At 64.7% G+C, this 19681-nt stretch carries 13 protein-coding genes; all 13 read left to right on the plus strand.

The window, feature by feature from the left end; genetic code table 11:
• Nucleotides 1-9 precede the first annotated feature (9 nt).
• The 13 genes from ACZ0AV_RS06835 (at nucleotide 10) to ACZ0AV_RS06895 (ending at nucleotide 19662) form a co-directional block, all read left to right on the plus strand.
• Nucleotides 10-1377 (plus strand): TadA family conjugal transfer-associated ATPase, encoded by a 1368-nt coding sequence (locus tag ACZ0AV_RS06835; RefSeq protein ID WP_499150337.1) that lies wholly within the window; start codon nucleotides 10-12, stop codon nucleotides 1375-1377.
• A complete protein-coding gene (locus tag ACZ0AV_RS06840; protein WP_499150338.1) occupies nucleotides 1377-2366 on the plus strand; it encodes a type II secretion system F family protein in 990 nt (329 codons plus the stop codon). Before ACZ0AV_RS06835 ends, ACZ0AV_RS06840 begins: the two co-directional genes overlap by 1 nt.
• Nucleotides 2363-3295, plus strand: a complete 933-nt coding sequence (locus ACZ0AV_RS06845) for a type II secretion system F family protein (protein WP_499150339.1) — start codon at nucleotides 2363-2365, stop codon at nucleotides 3293-3295. Before ACZ0AV_RS06840 ends, ACZ0AV_RS06845 begins: the two co-directional genes overlap by 4 nt.
• A 60-nt stretch (nucleotides 3296-3355) precedes the next feature.
• On the plus strand, nucleotides 3356-4201 hold the full coding sequence (locus tag ACZ0AV_RS06850) for a tetratricopeptide repeat protein (protein ID WP_499150340.1): 846 nt from the start codon (nucleotides 3356-3358) through the stop codon (nucleotides 4199-4201).
• Nucleotides 4202-4205: 4 nt separating this feature from the next.
• The gene (locus tag ACZ0AV_RS06855) at nucleotides 4206-4715 is read left to right on the plus strand and encodes a TadE/TadG family type IV pilus assembly protein (protein ID WP_499150341.1); all 510 of its coding nucleotides are present in this window, start codon (nucleotides 4206-4208) and stop codon (nucleotides 4713-4715) included.
• The gene (locus tag ACZ0AV_RS06860; protein ID WP_499150342.1) at nucleotides 4712-5299 is read left to right on the plus strand and encodes a TadE/TadG family type IV pilus assembly protein; all 588 of its coding nucleotides are present in this window, start codon (nucleotides 4712-4714) and stop codon (nucleotides 5297-5299) included. The genes ACZ0AV_RS06855 and ACZ0AV_RS06860 overlap by 4 nt, the downstream gene beginning before the upstream one ends.
• Nucleotides 5300-5390: 91 nt before the next feature.
• The gene (locus tag ACZ0AV_RS06865) at nucleotides 5391-5846 is read left to right on the plus strand and encodes a YbaN family protein (RefSeq protein ID WP_499150343.1); all 456 of its coding nucleotides are present in this window, start codon (nucleotides 5391-5393) and stop codon (nucleotides 5844-5846) included.
• Nucleotides 5847-6101: 255 nt separating this feature from the next.
• Nucleotides 6102-7706 carry a hypothetical protein gene (locus ACZ0AV_RS06870; protein ID WP_499150344.1) on the plus strand — a complete coding sequence of 535 codons (1605 nt, stop codon included), beginning with the start codon at nucleotides 6102-6104 and terminating at the stop codon, nucleotides 7704-7706.
• 56 nt (nucleotides 7707-7762) lie between these two features.
• A complete protein-coding gene (locus ACZ0AV_RS06875) occupies nucleotides 7763-13696 on the plus strand; it encodes a putative Ig domain-containing protein (protein WP_499150345.1) in 5934 nt (1977 codons plus the stop codon).
• Nucleotides 13697-13719: 23 nt separating this feature from the next.
• On the plus strand, nucleotides 13720-15426 hold the full coding sequence (locus ACZ0AV_RS06880) for a TolC family protein (protein WP_499150346.1): 1707 nt from the start codon (nucleotides 13720-13722) through the stop codon (nucleotides 15424-15426).
• On the plus strand, nucleotides 15416-16186 hold the full coding sequence (locus ACZ0AV_RS06885; RefSeq protein WP_499150347.1) for an efflux RND transporter periplasmic adaptor subunit: 771 nt from the start codon (nucleotides 15416-15418) through the stop codon (nucleotides 16184-16186). Before ACZ0AV_RS06880 ends, ACZ0AV_RS06885 begins: the two co-directional genes overlap by 11 nt.
• Nucleotides 16183-17538 (plus strand): efflux RND transporter periplasmic adaptor subunit, encoded by a 1356-nt coding sequence (locus ACZ0AV_RS06890; protein ID WP_499150348.1) that lies wholly within the window; start codon nucleotides 16183-16185, stop codon nucleotides 17536-17538. Before ACZ0AV_RS06885 ends, ACZ0AV_RS06890 begins: the two co-directional genes overlap by 4 nt.
• Nucleotides 17539-19662, plus strand: coding sequence for a hypothetical protein (locus tag ACZ0AV_RS06895; RefSeq protein ID WP_499150349.1), 2124 nt, complete (start codon nucleotides 17539-17541; stop codon nucleotides 19660-19662).
• The last annotated feature ends 19 nt before the right edge of the window (nucleotides 19663-19681 follow it).

Below are 19681 nucleotides of genomic sequence, written 5' to 3' on the forward strand. Positions count from 1 at the left end.
AAAACGCCGATGCTCATCCGCCCTCCGAACCGCAGCCGTGAAGCGCGTAAGCCGAACGCTGCGCAAACAACACCCCAACCAACGCAAGAGGTGCGCGCCACCAGCGTGCAGCGCACTGCCCAGGCGCGCCCCACTGATACCCTCGGCGCACAGAACCGCAAGCTGATTCGCGGCTACCTCTACGACCAGATCGATCCCCTCAAGGCGGCGGCCATGGGTCGCGACAAGCTGCGCGGGCAAATCGAATCGATGATCCGCCGCATTTGCGATGACAACCGTCTGCAGCTGTCGCGCCAGGAAGAGGAAACCATCGGCGAGGAAATGCTCAACGAGATGGTCGGTATCGGCCCCATCGAGCCGCTGCTGGCCGATGACTCGGTGAACGACATTCTGGTCAACGGCGCCGGCCAGGTGTTCGTCGAGCGCTTTGGCAAGCTCGAGCTGTCGCCCATCACCTTCGTCGACGAGGAACATGTCTTCAATACCGCTCAGCGCATCGCCGCTGCCGTGGGCAGGCGCATTGACGAAAGCCATCCGATGGTCGATGCACGCCTGGCCGACGGCAGCCGGGTCAATGTCATCACTTATCCGCTGGCGATCGACGGTACGACCATTTCGATCCGCAAGTTCATGCGCCGCAACATGTCGCTGGAGATCCTCGCCGAACGCGGTGCGCTGTCCATGGAGATGGTCGAAGTGCTGCGCAGAGCCATGGTCGCCAAGCTCAACATCATCGTTTCCGGCGGCACCGGTGCGGGCAAGACCACGCTGCTCAATGCCCTGTCGCAGAAGATCAGCTTCGAAGACCGCATCATCACCATCGAAGACGCTGCCGAACTGCAGCTGCAGCAGATTCACGTGGTGCGCCTGGAGACCCGCCCGGTCAGCGCCGAAGGCACCGGCAAGGTCGACCAGCGCGATCTGGTGCGCAACGCCCTGCGCATGCGCCCGGACCGCATCATCCTCGGCGAAGTGCGCGGCGGCGAGAGCTTCGACATGCTGCAGGCGATGAACACCGGCCACGACGGCTCACTCTGCACGGTGCACGCCAACACCCCGCGCGACGCCATCATGCGTATGGAAAACATGGTGATGATGGCCAGCATGCAGTTGCCTCTGGAAGCCATTCGCCGACAGATCGCCAGTGCCGTGAACCTGATCGTCCAGGTAGAGCGCATGCGCGACGGCGGTCGACGGATCGTCTCGATCACCGAAGTCTGCGGCATGGAGAACGACGTGATCCAGACCCAGGAGTTGTTCGCCTTCAAGACCAGCAGCATCGATGCCCAGGGCCGCCTGCTGGGGCAGTACGTGGCCAGCGGTCAGCGCCCGCAGTTCTACGGCACCCACGCGCATTTGTTCGAGGGCCAGCACTGATGGAGGCCGTACTCGACCTGCTGACCCTGCTGGTGTTCGTCACCGTGATCCTCGCCATGCTGGCCGCCCGCAGCCTGTCCAGGCGCGGTCACGGCGACAAGGCGGTGAGCCTGCGCCTGCTGAAGCTCAAGGAGACGCTCGACGGCCAGGCCCACCAGCACAGCCGCCTGCCGACCGTAGACGGCATTCTGCGCGACATGGAGCGCACGCCATTCGCAGACCTGCCGGTACTCGGCCCGCGTATCGCCCGCATCTGGCTTGGCCTCAGCGTGCTGGGCTGGCAGCAGAACCTGCGCATGCGTGTGACCCTGACCGCCTTCGCCAGCCTGATGATCGGCGTGCTGCTGGGCCGCGAAACGCCTATCCCCGTGCTCGGCAGCCTGCTGCTGGGCCTGAGTGCCTTCGTCTTGCTGGCCCTGCTCGGTTACCGCAGCGGTATGGCCAAACACCTGCGTGAATTGAAGGCAAGCCTGCCGGAAGCCATCGACGCGGTGACCCGCACCGCCCGCGCCGGGGTGCCGGTGAGCAACGCCTTCGCCCTGGTCGGGCCGAACCTGGCGGGCCCACTGGCCCTGGAGTTCGCCCTGATCGATAACTGGCTGCGCCTCGGCGTGCCGTTGCGCCAGGCCATGCAGGATTCGGCGCGACGCATTCCTCTCAACGAATACCGGTTCTTCGCCGTGATCCTGATCATCAACCAGGAAGCCGGCGGCCGGCTGGGCGAAACCCTCGATCGCCTCTCCGCCACCCTGCGCGACCGCCAGGAACTGCACCTGAAGATCCAGGCCAAGACCTCCGAAGCACGTGCCTCGGCCAAGATCGTCGCCTCCCTGGTGCCCTTCGCGCTCGGCTACATGTACCTGAACTCGCCGAAGGACTTCCACTTTCTGCTCAACGACCCAACCGGCAATATCGTGCTGTTGTACGCCTTCGGCAGCGTCGCCCTGGGCCTGACGATCACCCAACTGATGGTTCGGAGGGTGTCATGAAGAGCTGGCTCGATGACCCGTTGGCCAGCGTCGCCCTGGCTATTCTGCTCGCCGGTATCGGCCTGCTGCTGATTGCCCTGCACCAGCGTTCGCGGCCGGCAGCGCTGCGTGAACGGCTGTTGCCCGGTGGGCAGCGCACCAGCCTGGACAAGCCCGCTCCGGGTGCCGCCCACATCAATGACATCCTGCGCCAGCAGGGCCTGCACATGCCGCCCCGCCTGCAGGCCCTGTTGTTGCCGGTGGCGCGCGTCGGTGAAACGCTGGCCGGCACCGACCAGGATCGCCACAAACTGCGGCGGCTGCTGTCCATGGCAGGCCTGCGCAGCCAGGAAGCATTGGGCCTGTTGATGGCCGGTAAATATGCACTGGGTCTGCTGCTGGCCGGCATCGTCCTGTTCGGTGTGCTCGAACCCGGTTCGCGGCTTGGCCTCAACGGCCTCGCCGGCGGCCTGATCGCGCTGTTCGCCGGCACCACCCTGCCGGAAGTGTGGCTCAAGGTGCGCAGCGCCCGGCGAGGCGAACGCCTGGAGCACAGCCTGCCGGACGGCCTCGACCTGATGGTGATCTGCGCCGAAGCCGGCCTCCCACTGGGTCGCGTGTTGCAGGTGGTCTCCAAGGAGCTGACCCTCTCAGCTCCGGAGCTGGCCGACGAGCTGCGCTACACCTACGCCGAACTGCAGATCCTCAGCGACCGCCCGCGAGCCCTGCTCAACCTGGCCGAGCGTACCGGTGCCAAGGGCATCGAAAGCATGGTCGCTACCCTGATCCAGGCAGAACGCTACGGCACGCCACTGTCGCAGGCACTGCGCACCATTTCCGAAGAAAGTCGCAAGACCCTGATTCTCACGCTCGAAGAGCGCGCCGGCAAACTGCCCGCCCAGCTCAGCGTGCCGCTGATGACCCTGATCCTCCCCCCATCGTGGCGATGATGGGAGCACCGGCCATGGTGCGCATCGTCCGCCTCCTCAGCCAATGAATCGAGACCTGCCATGCGCCTGAACCATCCTCTTCTGCCTGCCCTGCTGGTTCTGGTGCTCAGCGGTTGCGCCAGCATCGGCTTGCCGAACGCCACCCCCGCACTGGGCAAGGAAGCCCGCGAGGCCCTGCATCTCGCCCACACCCTGCGCGACAACGGTCGCCTGCAGGCGGCCCACGCGGTCTATGCGCGCATGGACGAACGCGGCCAGCTCGATGGCAGCTACCTGCTCGAATACGCCAGCGTCGCCAGTGCCGTGCGCCCTCCCCCGGACGCCCTGGCCTTGTACCAGCGCGCTCAGCAAGCGCTCGCCAGCGACAGCCGCTTGCCGAACGAGCAGCGTCTGGCGCTGTGCAACGGCACGGGGCGCGCGCACTTGGCTCTGGGTCAGTCTGCCCAGGCCGAGCGGGACTTTCGTTGCGCCCTTAAAGCCAGCCCCGACGATGCCATGGCCCACAACGGCCTGGGCGTGGTGATGAACCTGCAGGGCCACGACGACCGGGCACGTCAACAGTTCGAACGGGCCCTGCAAAGCGACCCTGGTTACCGCCCCGCATTGAACAACCTGGCGCTGTCCTGGCTGGCCAGTGGCGACAGCAGCCGCGCCATCGGCCTGCTCAATGGCGCCCGCGGCCAGGGCGACATATCGCTGCAACTCAATCTCGCCCTGGCCTACGTGATGTCCGGCCATGACGACACCGCTGAACGGGTTCTGCTCGACAACCTGGAAGCGGAATACGCCACGCGGATTCTCGACGGCTTCCGCGCCGCCCGTGAGCGCGTTCAGGCTGGCGCGCCGCTGGCCAGCGAATTGCTGGCCGCCAGCCAGCAGCCCCTGGCATTGAAAGAACAGGACTGACCTCATGCATACCCAGGCGTTGCTGCGCGACCAGGATGGCGTTACCGCCGTGGAAACGGCGCTGATCATGCCAGTGCTGCTGTTTGGCGTGATGATGCTCTTCGAGCTGGCGCGCATCGCCCTGATGATCGGCGTTGGCAGCCTCGCGCTCGAGCGCTCGCTGCAGGATTTTCGCCATGACCGGGCGTTCTACCAGCAAAGCCAGGAAACCCTGCAGGAGGCCATCGAGACACGGCTGGTGGCCGGCTCCTACGGCCTGCTCGATCAGAGCGACCTGGAGGTCGAGCTGCTGGCCTTCGACAATCTGCGTCAGCTCGGCGGCGGCGAGCCCGACGCAGAGCGCGACGCGGCAGATGCCTCGCCCCAGGTGCTGAGCGTTACCGTGGACATGACACAACAGTTCATCACCCCACTGCCGGCGCTGTTCGGCCTGGGTGACGCCTTCCAGTACCAGCACCGGCAACTGCTCGGCAACCTCACCAGCGAGCGCCCTGGTGCGCAGGAAGCACCATGAGCCACTCCCTCAAACGTCAGCGCGGCAATGCCCTGGTCGAAGGCGCCCTGAGCCTGCCACTGCTGGTGGGCGCCGCGCTGTTGATCGCAGACCTTTACAACATCAACCTGGCTCGTGCCCACCTCGAGCAATCAGCGCATGCCATCGCCAGCACATTGACGTTGCAGCAGCGCCTCGATCGCGACGGCCTGCAGGCGCTGATCGACCACGCGGCCGCGCCGCAGGTGTTGGGTGACTACGAACTGCTGATCAGCAAGGTGAACCTCGACCGCAGCATGACGTGGCGCCCGCTGCGGCGGGGCAACCTCGAAGGGCTGTGCCCCGTGAACGCGGAAGGCGAGCGCTATACCGGCGAATTACCGGAGGAGGTGGAGCGCCAGCCCCAGGCAGGCGAAGAGGCCGCGGCCAGCAGCGCGTCGATACTGGTCGTGCAGCTCTGTCGCAACAGCGACAACCTGGCACTGAGCAATGGCCTGCTGATGAACAAAGACATGCAAGCCATTGCCTTTGGCCGCATGGTGCACAGCGACGTCGCACTGGATCGGCTGCTGAGCGAGGAAGTTGGCGTGGATTATCAGGACTGAGATACGCCGCGTGGCAAACATGAAGCCCTCTTAACTTGATGCCCAACAGGACGTCTCTTTAACTGTGTGTTCACCAGAACGGATTACCGCCATGCGCATCAATACCTCCCGGGCTGCCTGCGACTCCAGGCAGCCGCCGCCAACGAGTGGCGTCAAGCGTATGGGCTATCTGCTGCTCGCCTACCTCAGCCTCGGCTGTGCGGTGCTCGGCGTGATCCTTCCCGGCCTGCCGACCACCGAATTCGTGCTGCTGGCAGCCTGGGCATCAGCCAAGGGATCGCCGCGCCTGAACCGCTGGCTGCACCAGCATCGCCTGTTCGGCGCCCTGCTGCGCGACTGGCAGGCGGGTACGGTCGCCCGCAAAGCCAAGTGGATGGCCAGCGCCAGCATGTTGCTGTGCTTCGCCTTGCTGCTCTGGCATCAGCCGCCGCTATGGCTACTGATAACGGCGGCCGCTGGAATGGCGTGCGGGCCACTGTGGCTGTGGTCACGGCCGGAGCCACACCGCACGCCGGCGATCAGCCATCCAGAGCTGGAAAGCCACTGAGCATTCCGCCCCCCTGAAAAATCATCGCGCGAGCTCGGGACGCAACGACCTGCCGCCCTTCTGCACTGCGCTCATTAAGCATTCTTAATGAAGCGGCGATTGCCTGATATTGGGAATTATTCTTATCTTTACGACCACTCTGGTACCTCCCCAGTATCGCCCACGGATCGCTTGCCTACCCGCCATGACAGCCACTTACCTGCCCTTCGACAGCTGCGTCATTCAAACCTGCACGCCGCGTGAAGAGTGCCGCCCATGATTCGCCGCAGGCAGCAGCGTGGCAGCGTCGCATCCTTCATGGTGCTGGCCATCGGCGGCGCACTGCTGGCCACGGCCTATGCTCTGGATACCAGTCGCATGACCAACAGCGCCGGGCAGATCAAACGTGCCACCGACGCAGCGGCGATGGCGGTGGGTAACGAGCGCCTGCTCAAGGGTGAGCAGCCCCTGGAAAAACTGCAGCTACTGGCCGAAGGCTACGTACTCAATAACCTCGGCATGGACAGCGCTCTGGGCGAACAGATCAGCAGCGAGAATATCGCTCTCAGTCAGGAAACCGACGACGAGCAACGCACGCGCTACAGGGTCGAGGTGGTCTTCGAGGCCGCTCCGGAACTGCTCGGTGGCGAGGTGGAAGAGATCCGTGTGCACTCCACCGTCGAGGTGCAACCTAGTGGCTTGGAGGTCGCGCTAGCGTTGCCAAACACAGGTTCGGAAAACGAAAGCAATCTGCGGGTACTGCGTCGCCAGAGCATGCGCTTCGCTCGAAAGCTGGTAGAGGGGCGCGACGACGCCTGGCTGGCATTAGTACCTTACAGCCAGGCGGTCAACGTCTCGCCCGACTACACCAACCCGGAGTCACGCACACCGCCCGGGCCAAGCGCCAGCCATGCGCGACGCCTGAACAACTGGGCCATGGCCAGCGCCCTGCGCCCGGTGGAACTGACCACGCTGTTCCGCACTGGCTACGCGGGTCTGCAGGATCGCCGCATCCCGGACCGTCGCGCCAATCTGCTGTGCATGTATCGCGGTCTGAACCGTGGGCAGAACTACTTCTGGGATCGCGCCCCCAGCGGGCAATTCCGTATTTACTATCGCGATGACCTGCCGGAAAACGGCAGCCCCGGCGCTACGCCAATCAACTGGATCGGCCCTCCTCCACTGGATGGCCAAGCCACTGGTATCAACGATACCCGCTGGATGGTCGCCGACAGAGGCTGCCCCTCCGCCCCCCTGCTGCCACTGAGCAATGACCTCGACAAGATCGAGGAACGTCTCGATCAGATGTCCACGCGCTTCAACGTCAATTACGCCATTGCCATGGGTTGGAGCGCCATGGCCCTGGCGCCGGCCTTCAGGGGTAGCAGCGGCTGGGATCTGCCCGACGAGCTGCCCAAGGACTTCAAGGACGACGGCGGCGACAGCTACAAGGCCATCGTCATGTTGGTCAATACCACCGGGCAACGCTGGTTCGACAGCGATTCCTACAACGCCGACACCGCCCAGGCCATCGATGGCGAGACCGGCACTGACGGCGAAAACCACAGTTTGAGAACACAGCGCTTTGCCCGGCTGTGCGACAGCTTTCGCCAACGCAAGCTGCGCTTCTTCATGATCGCCATCGGCCAGGACGAGATCGAGAACAACGACCTGGGCGCAGAAGGCACGCTGATCAACGGCGCCTCCGAGTTTCGCCGCCTTGCGGGCCCCGGCCTGGCCCGCTGCGCCGAACAGGCTGGTGACATCACCTACCTCCCCGGCTTCGACTTCACGACCGCCGAAGGCGGCATACAGGACCGCCTCGACAAAATTCTCGAAGAGATCCGCAGGCAAGGCTCCTACGTCCGGCTGGTCGAGTAGCACCAACTCTCATCCCACTCTTTCGATTTCACCGACCCTTGTCCTGGAAGACTGCCATGACCACACGCAAGCACTCGCCACGCTATTTCCGGGCCCTGGCCCTGGAGCCGCGCATCCTGCTGGATGCGGCCGCAGTCGCCACAGTCGCGGACGTGGCGGCCCAGGTCGATGCGCCGGCAACTGCCGAGGCGCCGGGCGTCGAGGCAAGGCCGGTCGATAGCACGATCACCATCACCGATAGCACCACCAGCTTCCCGCTCGTCAATCTGTTCGACGACGTTCAGGTAACGCTCGATGGCAGCGGCTCGGCACCTGCCGAACTGGTGATAGACGTGAGCACCAATGGTGCCAACCAGGCACTGCTGATCGACGGGAAGGAAATCGCGCTGCTGGCAGGCCAAGGCACCACCGACAACCATCGCTATCAGGTTTCACTCAGTGGCAGTACGGCCACCGTCACCCTGAGCCTCTCCCCCAACGCTGCCAGTGCAACGGATCTTGGTAGGCTGATCGATGGCATCGCCTACCGCACTCTGGACAGCACGGTAGCCAGCGGCACCATCGATGTAACCCTGAAAACCCTGAGCGACACTAACGGTGACGTCGCCGACCTGAGCGCCATCAGCACAACGGTCACGGTCGTCAACCAGAGCACCTCCCAGTTCTCAGAAACCCTCGGAGACAGCAGTGAACAGGCAGGAGCGAACCTGCTGGTGGCAGACGATCAGGGCCCCAAGCTGGGTGCGGAAACCGGTGCGCTGGACCTTGCCGAGCGGATTTTCTCCGACGACTTCCCCAATCCTTACCAGGGCATTCAGGGGGTAGTCAGCGTGGGCGATGACGTCTACGCCGTGCGCACCACCAGTGAATGGGTCTACGACGAGACAACCGGTAGCGGTGCCGACGTACAGATCAGCAACCTGTACATTTTCCAGCGCAATCAGGACGGTACCCTGAGCCTGCAAGAAACCCTCGCAGCCACTCCCCGGAACGGCCTGAATGGCGCCTGGGACATTGGCGCCTCGGCGGACGGTGGCACCCTGTTCGTCAGCAACAGCGAGGGTGTAACCCTGTTTCACCGTGATGCCGGCACGGGCAGCCTGAGCGCCTTGGCCAGCCTGGGAGATGTGGGCCTGGTCAGCGATGTGGTGGCCATCGGTGACCGCCTTTATGTATCCACAGGTGATGCACTGAAAGTCTACCTACGCCAGGGCGAAAACCTGGTGGAGCAGGACAGCGAAACGGCTCAGGCCGAGTTCGCCCAACTGACCGCCCTGCAGTTGTCCAGCGATGGCCAATTCCTGTTTGCCGGCGTATCCGGCAGCACCAGCCTGGCCAGTGTGTTTCGCATCAACGCTGATGGCAGCCTGACCCATGTGGCAGACGCAACAGCTGACGGCGGCGAGCACTTCGTCAGTGCCATCGCACTCTCTGCGGATGGCCAATCCCTGTATGCGCTGGATAACGGCAACGCCCTGTACACGCTGACGATTGCCAGCGATGGTCGCCTGGGCGCCAGCGGTACACCTGTCGAACTGAGTGCGGGCAGCAAGCAGATCATCGTCTCTCAAGATGGCAATGCACTGATCATCACCGGCGCCGCCCAGATCGAGCTGTTCACCCGCAACGGCAGCGGCACGTTCGCCCTGAGCCAGGCGTATTCGAGCTTCGACGGCAGCAACCTTGATGAACTGCGCAGTGCCAGCCTCAGCAGCGATGGCAGCCAGATTTACCTGAGCGGCGAGTTTTCCTGGAATCAGGGGTTACTGGTACTCGATCTGCAGGCCGCCAGTTCGAGCTTCACCGAAGGCGGCAATGCGGTCGTCGTGCTGCCCGGCGGCACCCTGGCCGACACGCGACTCGATGCACTCAACGATGGCCAAGGCGATTACAACGGTGCCAGCATCGTGGTCGCACGTGAGAACGGTGCGCAGGCAGAAGACCGCTTCAGCTTCATCGATAACGCAAACCTGAGCCTCTCGGGTGAAAAGCTCCTGCTCGACGGCGTGGCGATTGCCGATTTCACCCAGGCACAGGGCACGCTGACTCTGGCCTTCATCGCCAGCCTCAGCCAAGCCGATGCGCAGAAGGTGCTACGCGGCATCGCGTACAGCAACAGCAGCAACGATCTGGCCGCTCAAGCCAATCTGAGAATGACATTCAGCGACGGTGATGCGCAGAGCACCAGCAGGATCGTCGACGTCACCCTGCAAGCAGTGAACGATCCGGCCATCGTCGAGACCACAATTCTGCATCCGACCTTCAATGCAGAAGGCGAACGGGTTCCCCTGTTCGAAAATACCAGCATCGATACCGTAGAAGCGGGCCAGACCATCTGGTACGTGGCGCTCACCATCGATGCCGTTCGCCCCGGCGACGTGCTGGGCGTTGGCAATGGCCGCATCGCACTCGACGGCCCTACCGGTGTCGGCACCACCGGAACCGGTCAACAGTACAACATCATCCGCCATGCCGACGGCACGACCTCGGTCTGGGTCTATACCACTGGCAGACCCGTCGCCGAAGTGGAAGCACTGGTCGATAGCCTGACCTTTGAGCACACCGGCAACGACGTCAGCGGTCAGCGCACCATTGCGCTGGCATTCAGGGAAATGGCGAATGAAAACCAGCTGACCACCGTGGCCGACAAGGCTGTAGTGACACTGTCTGCAGCGCTCACACCCAATAGCGCACCGACACTGAACGGCGTTTCGCCCACCGTCCCGTACACGGAGCAGGCGAGCCCGGTAGCACTAGTGCCAGCCGCCACCCTCGGTGACACCGAACTGCAGGCGTTCAATGGCGGCCAGGGCAACTACAATGGCGCCACACTCACCATCACGCTGGGTGTCGGCAAAAGCAACTCAGACAGCCTGGGTTTCCTCGGCGCCAATGGCTTGAGCATCGCCGGTGACAATCTGCAGAAAGACGGCCTGACGATAGGCCACGTCAGCCTTGCTGACGGCGTAATGACCATTACCTTCAGCGATGCCTCGGGTGGCGCCCCCACGGGCACCGATGTGCAGAACACCCTGCGGCAGATCACCTATGCCAACGGCAGTGACGTACCGGGTGCCAACGTCGCGGTCAGCATCACGCTGGCCGATCAGCGCGGCCTGTCGGTGGAGCGATCACTGAGCATCGCCATCACCGCCGTCAACGACGCACCGGTGATCAACGATGACCCGATCCGCTCCCTGGGCGATCTGCAAAGTCTGCAGGACCTGCGCGACATTCCAGGCCTGTCTGCCCCCACCAGCAGCACCCTGTCCACTGACGGCAGCCGTGTGTACGTCGCCGACGGCCAGGGCAACATTGCCTTGTTCAGCCGCGATGCGGGCACCGGCGAACTGAGCCATGTACAGACCTTCGCGGGGCAGACCGGTATCGTTGAGCTCCAGCTGACCAGCGATGGCAGCATGCTCTATGCCTTGCAGGAGAACGGCAGCAACAGCGTCATCACCTGGTTCGCGGTGGACGCCGACGGCAGGTTGCAGCAGCAGGAGTCGCTCTCGGGCCTGTGGAACATCCAGGGCATGTCACTTTCCGACGACGGCAGAAACCTCTACCTCATCAACCAAAACACGATCAGCGCCTACAGCCGCGATACCGCCAGCGGAGCGCTCGACCACCTGGGCGATCTCGTCGCTGACATGGACAGCGCGCCCTACCTGTGGAGCCCCACCGAGATCGCTTCCAGAGGCAACCTGGTATTCGTGGTAACCAACCCCGGCAACGGCTCCTCGCTCATCGTTTATGAACGCGATACCGATGGCAACCTGACAGCGCCCGTCAACATCCGCTCCGGCAATAGCGATGCAACCGGGAAGACCGTAAACCTGAGCAATGTTCAGCACATCGCCGTGAGCGCCGATGGTCGGACCATCTTCGTTGCCAACAGCCGTACCAGCTCGGTGATCGGGGGGTGGGGCACACCCGTCGAAACCGTTATCCACAACCACCCTCAGCAGGTCGATGGCTTCAGCCTCGATCCTGCCACCGGCGCCCTGACCCACCTCGGTACGATCAGTGATACACCAACGGTCGAAGACATCGCCCTGTCCGCCGACGGCAAGGCGCTGTTCATCACTCGCAACGATGGCTCACTGGCCTACCATTCGGCCATCACGCTGGAAAAACTGCCCTCTTCACAGGCGGGCCTGGCAGGCGCGGATCGCCTGGCGGTTTCGGCAGATGGCGCGGTGATCGTCACCGGCAGTCGCCTGCTCGTATTCAATGCACCGGCGATGCCTGGCCCTGGCGGCGAGATTGGCGGAGCGCCCGCCATCCTCTTCCCGGCAATCGAATTGAACGACGCCGAACTGGACGCCGCCGACAACTACCAGGGTGCCAACGTCACGATCAGCGGGCAGGCCGGCGATGTCTTTGGCTTTCGCGACAACGCCACCTATACGGCCGAAGGCGAGCGCATTCTGCGCGGTGGGGTCGAAGTGGCGACGTTCGCGCAGACCAGCAACCGCGCCGTGCTGAGTTTTACCTCCGCCATCAGCGGCAGCGATGCCAATGCACTGCTGCGTCAGATCACCTACGTCAGTGCCTCGGGTACGCCGGGCAATCATGGTATCGAGCTGGTCATGAATGACGGCGAGGCGGACAGCCCTGCGCGCACCATCGAGTTCACCCTGCTGCCAGCCAACCAGGCTCCGGTGTGGTCGGGCCCGGACGGCTATGCCCCGGTCGCAGCCGAGGCAGGCAAGGCCTATTCGGTCGTACTGCCGAACGACCTGTTCAACGATGCCGAGGGCGATGCACTGACCTGGTCGGTACAAGGTCTGCCACCAGGGCTGACCTTCAATGCGCTGACGCGGACCCTGTCCGGCAGCGCGCCGACCGAAGTGGGCAACTACGGCTTTACCCTCACCGCCACGGACGGGCGCGGCGCAACGGCCGAGCATGAACTGACGCTCGACGTGGTCAACTCTGCACCGCAAATCGGCATCGCCTACAGCCTGGACAGCGCCCAAAGCGGCCTGGCCTACAGCGCAACCCTGGCGCAAAACCTGTTCACCGACGCCAACGACAGCGAACTGAACTGGGAACTCGAGCTGCCCGAGTGGCTGACCTACGACGCGGCCACCCGCACCCTGTCTGGCACCGCGCCGGATGTGGCGGGCAGTCATTCGATTACCATCACCGCCACCGACCCACATGGCGCGACGGTTTCTCGCACGTTAACCCTGGCTGTGGCCCTGCCGGTACAAGACACGGGCGAAGCCGCCCTGCCGGAGCTGAACACCGGCTTCCAGCCGCAGCCGAACACGGCGCCAACTGCCAGCTTCGGCGGCCAGGCCCTGAACGCCCCCCTGTTCGGAGCCAGCGATGCACCGGCCAACACCCCAACCGAAGCGCCTACCTCCGCGCAACCGGCACCAACGGTGCAAAGCCTGCTGCGCAGCAGCGGTAACGGCCTGGCCGATGGGCGCGGTTCGCTGAGCCAGCAACTGGCCAACGCCGCTGGCGTGATCACCGACAGCGGCTACCAGAACACCGGTGGCAGCTTCAGCTTCGATGGCGCGCGTTTCAACACCAGCGTCGACCTCAACGCCAGCAGCGAGCGCAGCGTCAGCCTCAAGTTGCCGGTCGAGCTGCCCAATGGCGGCACGGCACAGCGCATCACCCTGGCCAACGGCCTGCCGCTGCCAAGCTGGGCATCGTTCGATGCGCGCAGCGGGGAGCTGCGTATCGATCGTGAGCGCCTGCAGCGCGATGGAGTGCTGCGCCTGACCCTGATCAGCCGCGATGGCGAGGGCCGCGAACAGCGTACGCCAATGGATATTCGTGCCGAGGGCGCGGCGGCGCAAAGCACCAGTGAAGCGCTACAGCAACCCGCTCCCGCAGCAGAGTCGTTGCCGGAGCGGATGCGCCAGGACACCTCGAACGCCCTGCTCAGCGAAGCGCTCGAGCTGCTCAACCAGTTGAGTGACCTGGCTGGGGAGCCGGTCGCTGTCACCACACGCCACATCGCCTGAACACTGCCAAGGATCATCGATCAATGAACCGCATAACCTTCGACCGCTGCACCCTGCGTCTGGCCGTCGCCTGCGCCGCGTTGGGCCTGAGCGCCTGCGCCGTCACCCCGCAAGTACTGACCCCCGAGCAACAACTGGCCGACGCCCGGAAAGACCGCAGCGCCATGTTCGACAATCAGGAACCAGTGACGCGCGCCATCGGTCTGGACGAAGCCATGGCCCGCGCCGTGAAGTACAACCTGCAACAGCGCCTCGGCCTGATGCAGCGAGCCCTGGAAGACAACAGCCTGAGCGTCGCCAACCTCAGCCTGCTGCCTCAACTGGCAGTCAGCGCAGGGTGGAAGGGACGCGACAATGTCGCCGGCTCGTCCAGCGAATCGGTCACCACCGGGCGGCAATCCCTGGAGCCGTCGACCAGCAGCGATCGCGCAAGCCGCGACGCCAACCTGCGCCTGTCGTGGAACGTGCTCGATTTCGGGGTCAGCTACTTCAGCGCCAAGGCCCAGGCCAACAAGGTGCTGGCCGCCGAAGAGGCGCGCCGCAAGGTGGTCGCCGATATCGTTCAGCAGGTCCGTGACGCCTATTGGCAGGCTGCCAGTGCCGAGCGCCTGCAGCCGGACGTGCAACGCGCGCTGAGTGATGCCCGCGGCGCCCTGGACCAGGCCCGGCAGACCGAACGCCAACGCCTGGTCGCACCACTGGAATCGCTGCGTTACCAGAAGAGTCTGCTGGAAATGATCCGCCAGCTCGAGGTGGTGGAAGGCGAACTGGCGGTGTCCAAAGCGCGCCTGGCCAGCCTGATGAACCTGCCGCCAGCGACCGCGTTCAGCCTGGTACTGCCGGAAGAATCGAGCTACGCCCAACCGGCTCTGGCCTACAACCTGGCGGATCTTGAAGTGACCGCCATGACCGAGCGCCCGGAGATCCGCAGCGAAAGCTATCAGGCACGCAATGCCGTGCTGGAAACCCGTGCCGCCATGCTCAAGCTGCTGCCGGGCGCCAACCTGTTCGTCGGCGCCAATTACGACAGCAACAGTTACCTGGTCAACGACAACTGGGCCGATGCCGGCATGCAGGTGAGCTGGAACCTGTTCAACGTCCTGGCTTACCCGGCCATCAGGAAAACCGGCGAAACCCGCCTGCAGGTCGCCGAGCTGCGCCGCCAGGCCATGCGCATGGCGGTACTCACCCAGGTCAACGTGGCCTGGCGCGAGTACGAGCGTTCCAGCCAGGTGTTCGCCCGCTCCAACGAACTGCAGCAGGTGCAACGCGGCATTTTCCGGCAGAGCGAAAGCGCATTCTCCAGCCAGGCGCAGAGCCGCCTGGAACGCGTGCGCACCGCCACCGAAACGGTACTGGCAACGCGCACCCGCGACCGTGCTTTCGCCGAACTGCAGGTCGCTCACGGCGCCGTTTACCAGGCCGCCGGTCTCGATCCGCTGCCTGCACGTATCGCTGGCAGCAGCGTCGATGAGCTGACCCGCGCCATCGCGGGCAACGCCATGCGCCTCAACCAGGGCCAGGGCGCCGTGCCCGCCGGCATCGCCGCTGCCCAGCAGGTTCCTTACGGCGCCGCCACGCCGCTGGTGACGGCTGCGGCGCCAGGCGCACCTCTGGTGACCCAGCGTGCACAGCCGCAAGCCAATACGCTGCGCCTGGATATGTGGGAAAGCCTCGGCTCGTTGCGAGGCGCCGAACTGGTTCCGGTGGAGCAGGCCAATGCCCGCTGACCAGCCGCTTGCAACGGAGCGTTTGTGGCCCGGAGTGCTGGCGATCCTGATCGCCACGGCAGCCAACCTCGCCCATGCCGATGAGGCGAGCAGCGAGCTGCGTGTGCAGCTCAGCCCGATCCGCCAGACGGTGCTGTCCAGCGAGCTCAGCGGCAAGCTCACCGATCTGGCCGTCAAGGAAGGTGATCGCTTCAAGGAAGGCCAGCGCCTGGCCGCCTTCGACTGTTCGGTGCAGCGCGCCCAGCTCAACCGCAGTGAAGCGGTGCAGCGTGGTGCGCAGAAGAAGCTCGACGTCGCCAAGCGCCTCGATGCCCTGGAGTCCATCAGCCAGGCCGAGGTCGCCCAGGCCCAGGCCGACATGGCTGTGGCCCAGGCGGAAAGCGGCGTGGGCCGCGCCCTGCTGAAACGCTGCAACCTGGATGCGCCCTTTGCCGGGCGCGTTTCGCAGCGCATGGCGCAGCGCTTCCAGCATGTCGCCGAAGGCACCGAGTTACTGGCGATCTACGACGACAGCGCCTATCAACTGGAACTGATCGCTCCCTCGGCCTGGATGTCCTGGCTCAAGCCCGGCGTCCAGTTCGAGGTACAACTGGACGAAACCGGGCAACGCTATCGCGCGCAGATCGAACGCCTCGGTGCGGCCATCGACCCACTCAGCCAATCGCTCAAGGTGTTCGCGCGCATCACGGGAGAGAGCGCCGGCTTGCTTCCGGGAATGAGCGGTGTCGCGCTGCTGCAACCACCGGCAGACGGTTCATGAACGCCACTGTCACCGCCCTGCCTGACAGACGCGCCGAGCGCATGGCGCTGTTGCTGCAACTCGAGCGTCGCGCCCGCGCCCAGCGCGACGCGGCTGGCCTTGGCTTCCTGATGGTCAACGATACCCGCCAGCTGCTTGACTATCAGGAGGCCTTTCTGTGGGATGCCGACACACGCCGTATAAGCGCCTGTTCCGGGCTCGCCCAGGTGGAAGCCAATGCACCGCTGATGCTGTTCCTCGGCCGCCTCTGTAGCGACTGGGATACCCAGCCCTGGGCAGCCGAACTGCGTGATCTGCGCGCCACCGACGCCCCCGGCGCACTGCAGGGCGAGTGGCCGGAGTACCTGGCGCCCAACCTGCTGCGCCTGCCCCTGCAGGACCGTGACGGCCATGCGCTTGGCAGCCTGCTGCTCAGCCGCGAACAGGTGCTGGCGCGCCCGGAGCGGGCACTGCTGGAACTGCTGCAGGACGCTTACGGCCACGCCTGGGCCTGCCTCCTGGGGGGCAGGAAACGCTCGCTGGTCAGCCAACTGCGCAAGCGCCCAAGGCGAGTCGCGCTGGTCGCTTGCGCCCTGGCGCTGGCGATTGCCTTGCTGCCGGTGCATCAAACGGTACTGGCCCCGGCTGAAATCATGCCACGCAACCCGGCGGTGCTGCGTGCGCCCTTGCAGGCAGTGGTCGAACGCATTCTGGTGCAACCCAATCAGGTGGTGAAAAGCGGAGAGGCGTTGGTGCAGTTGGACAAGCGCGAGCTGGAAAACCGACTGGAATCGTCCCGGCAAACCTTCGCAGCAGCCGACGCCCAGTTGCGCCAGACTCGCCAGCAAGCATTGTTCGACGAACGCGCCAAGGCCGCCCTGGCCGAATTGATCACCCGTCGGGACCAGGCCCGCGCTGACCTGGCTTTTCTTGATGACAATCTGCAGCGCAGCCTGATCCTGGCGCCCCGTGATGGGGTGGCGATCTTCGACGACCCCGGTGACTGGATCGGCCGGCCGGTGGCCCTCGGTGAACGCATCATGCAGATCGCCGCCCCCCACGACGCTCAGCTGGAAATACAGCTGCCGGTGGCCGATGCCATCGCGCTGGAGCCGGCTGCCGACGTGCTGCTGTTTCTCAACAGCCAACCGGGCAGCCCGCTCCCCGCCAGCCTCGAACGCTATGGCTACCGTGCCTCGCCCAGCGCGGACGGTGGCATGGCTTACCGCCTGCAGGCAGGCTTCAACGAGGCCGATCCGCGCCTGCGTGTCGGCCTCAAGGGCACGGCCAAGCTGTATGGCGAACGTACCCTGCTGATTCACTACCTGCTGCGTCGTCCCCTGGCCGCGCTGCGCGTCCACCTGGGCTGGTAGATGAACGCACCACTCGCCCTGCCCGACCTGCGCCGCAGTTTGCGCCTGCACCCAGGGCCTCGTTCGCGGGACGGCGCACCAAGCTGGACGCTCGAAGACCTTCCCCGTGGGCGCTTCTACCGGATCGGCTGGGCGGAAGCGGAAATTCTTGCCCGCTGGCAGATGGGCAGTGCCCGGGCCATTGCCGAAGCGGTGAGCAGGGAAACCACCCTGGCACTGAGCAGCGAGGACGTCGACGCGTTCACGCAGTTTCTACGCAGCATGCAATTGGTCGACGTCAGCGGGGACGCCGCCCTGGCCGACCTGCGCACACGCGGCGAAGCAGGCAAGAGCAGTGGTTGGAGCACCTGGTTGCTGAGCAACTACTTGTCGATCCGCATTCCACTGCTTCGCCCGGACCGCTTCCTGTCGTGCAGTTATCGCTACATCGCCCCGTTGTTCAGCCGCACCTTCGCACTCGCTACGCTCATGGCGGCAGCGGTCGGCTTGTACCTGGCGACCCGCCAATGGGACAGCTTCGTGCATACCTTCCTGCATTTCTTCAGCCTGGAAGGCGCACTACTGGCTGCCGTCACGCTGAGCCTGACCAAGGTGCTCCACGAGTTCGCGCACGCCTACACCTGCAAGCGCTACGGCTGCCGAGTGCCGACCATGGGCGTGGCCTTCCTGGTCCTGTGGCCAGTACTCTACACCGACGCCAGCGGCGCCTGGCGGCTCACCTCACGACGACAACGGATGGCCATCGGCGCTGCCGGCATGGGCGTGGAACTGTGCCTGGCCGCCTGGGCCACCCTGGCCTGGAGCTTTCTACCGGATGGCATGCTGCGCAGCGCGGCATTCATGTTGGCCAGCACCACCTGGATACTCACCCTTGCGGTGAATCTCAATCCGCTGATGCGCTTCGACGGCTACTTCCTGTTCTCCGACCTGCTCGACGTACCCAACCTGCAGGAGCGCGCCTTCGCGCTCGCCCGCTGGCACATGCGCGAAACCCTTTTCGGCTTTGGCGATGCGCCCCCCGAATACTTCGCGCCGGCGCTACGGCGCGTGCTGCTGGGCTACGCATTCGCCACCTGGGTGTACCGCTTCTTCCTGTTTCTGGGCATCGCCCTGCTGGTCTATCACTTCGCCTTCAAGCTGCTCGGAATGCTGCTGTTCATCGTCGAGATCGGGCATTTCATCCTTCGCCCGATCATCGGCGAGCTGCACCACTGGCACCAACGCCGCAAGGACTACCGCGTGAACCGCAACACCCTGATCTGCGCCAGCGTATTGCTGGTCGCACTGTTTCTACTGGCCTGGCCCTGGCGAAGCCGGATCGAGGCGCCCGCCCTGTTGCGCGCGGAACGACAGGCGATACTGCTCACCCCGGCGGGTGCCAGGCTGGAGCGTATAGCGGTGCAGCCGGGCGAACCGGTGCGTGCCGGGCAAACACTGTTTCGCCTGCACTCGGCGCAGCTGCAGCACGACTTCCAGGGCCTTGAGCGGGAAATCGAGCGCCTGCGCCAGCAAAGCAGCCTGCAGGTTCGCGCCAGCGAAGGCGCCGCCCGCCAGGCAATCGCCCGGGAAGAGTTACAGGTGGCGCTGGAGCGGCGTATTGCCTTGCAGGAGCGAATGGCCCAGTTGCAGGTCAAGGCGCCCTTCGACGGCGTGCTGGTCGATAGCCCTGCGGCCCTGTCCGAGGGCGAATGGTTGCCTGCCGGCGAATGGCTGGGTACCGTCGCCGATACGGGGAGCGAGCGGGTCGAAGCGTTCGTCGCCGAGGCGGATCGAGAGCGCCTGCAGGTTGGCGCCCAGGCCTGGTTCCTGCCCGAAGACCCCGGGCGACCACGCCGCCTCTTGCAAGTCGAGGATATCGGCCAGACCGCGGTGCGCCAGCTCAGCGCGGCACCGGAGCTCGCCTCCGTCTACCAGGGCGCGCTTGCGGCAAAGCTCGACGATGAGCGTGTACCGATCCCCGAACAGGCGCTGTATCGTGTGCAGTTGCGGCCACTGGACAGCCAGGCTGACAGCCTGCCGATCACCCTGCGCGGCAATGCCTCGATCAGTGGCGATGCCCGCAGTCCGTTGATGCAGGCCTGGCGTCAGGTGCTGACCATCGTGATCCGCGAGTCGGCATTTTGAACGGTTAAGCGTTCTTAAT

It is taken from the genome of Pseudomonas sp. AC532 (genome assembly GCF_979258965.1).

What these genes read in the sequence shown, in the direction of transcription:
- ACZ0AV_RS06845 (WP_499150339.1), top strand. Translation starts at nt 2,363, where the DNA reads ATGAAGAGCTGGCTCGATGACCCGTTGGCCAGCGTCGCCCTGGCTATT.
- ACZ0AV_RS06835 (WP_499150337.1), top strand. Translation starts at nt 10, where the DNA reads ATGCTCATCCGCCCTCCGAACCGCAGCCGTGAAGCGCGTAAGCCGAAC.
- ACZ0AV_RS06860 (WP_499150342.1), top strand. Translation starts at nt 4,712, where the DNA reads ATGAGCCACTCCCTCAAACGTCAGCGCGGCAATGCCCTGGTCGAAGGC.
- ACZ0AV_RS06875 (WP_499150345.1), top strand. Translation starts at nt 7,763, where the DNA reads ATGACCACACGCAAGCACTCGCCACGCTATTTCCGGGCCCTGGCCCTG.
- ACZ0AV_RS06840 (WP_499150338.1), top strand. Translation starts at nt 1,377, where the DNA reads ATGGAGGCCGTACTCGACCTGCTGACCCTGCTGGTGTTCGTCACCGTG.
- ACZ0AV_RS06850 (WP_499150340.1), top strand. Translation starts at nt 3,356, where the DNA reads ATGCGCCTGAACCATCCTCTTCTGCCTGCCCTGCTGGTTCTGGTGCTC.
- ACZ0AV_RS06855 (WP_499150341.1), top strand. Translation starts at nt 4,206, where the DNA reads ATGCATACCCAGGCGTTGCTGCGCGACCAGGATGGCGTTACCGCCGTG.
- ACZ0AV_RS06865 (WP_499150343.1), top strand. Translation starts at nt 5,391, where the DNA reads ATGCGCATCAATACCTCCCGGGCTGCCTGCGACTCCAGGCAGCCGCCG.
- ACZ0AV_RS06880 (WP_499150346.1), top strand. Translation starts at nt 13,720, where the DNA reads ATGAACCGCATAACCTTCGACCGCTGCACCCTGCGTCTGGCCGTCGCC.
- ACZ0AV_RS06870 (WP_499150344.1), top strand. Translation starts at nt 6,102, where the DNA reads ATGATTCGCCGCAGGCAGCAGCGTGGCAGCGTCGCATCCTTCATGGTG.
- ACZ0AV_RS06885 (WP_499150347.1), top strand. Translation starts at nt 15,416, where the DNA reads ATGCCCGCTGACCAGCCGCTTGCAACGGAGCGTTTGTGGCCCGGAGTG.
- ACZ0AV_RS06895 (WP_499150349.1), top strand. Translation starts at nt 17,539, where the DNA reads ATGAACGCACCACTCGCCCTGCCCGACCTGCGCCGCAGTTTGCGCCTG.
- ACZ0AV_RS06890 (WP_499150348.1), top strand. Translation starts at nt 16,183, where the DNA reads ATGAACGCCACTGTCACCGCCCTGCCTGACAGACGCGCCGAGCGCATG.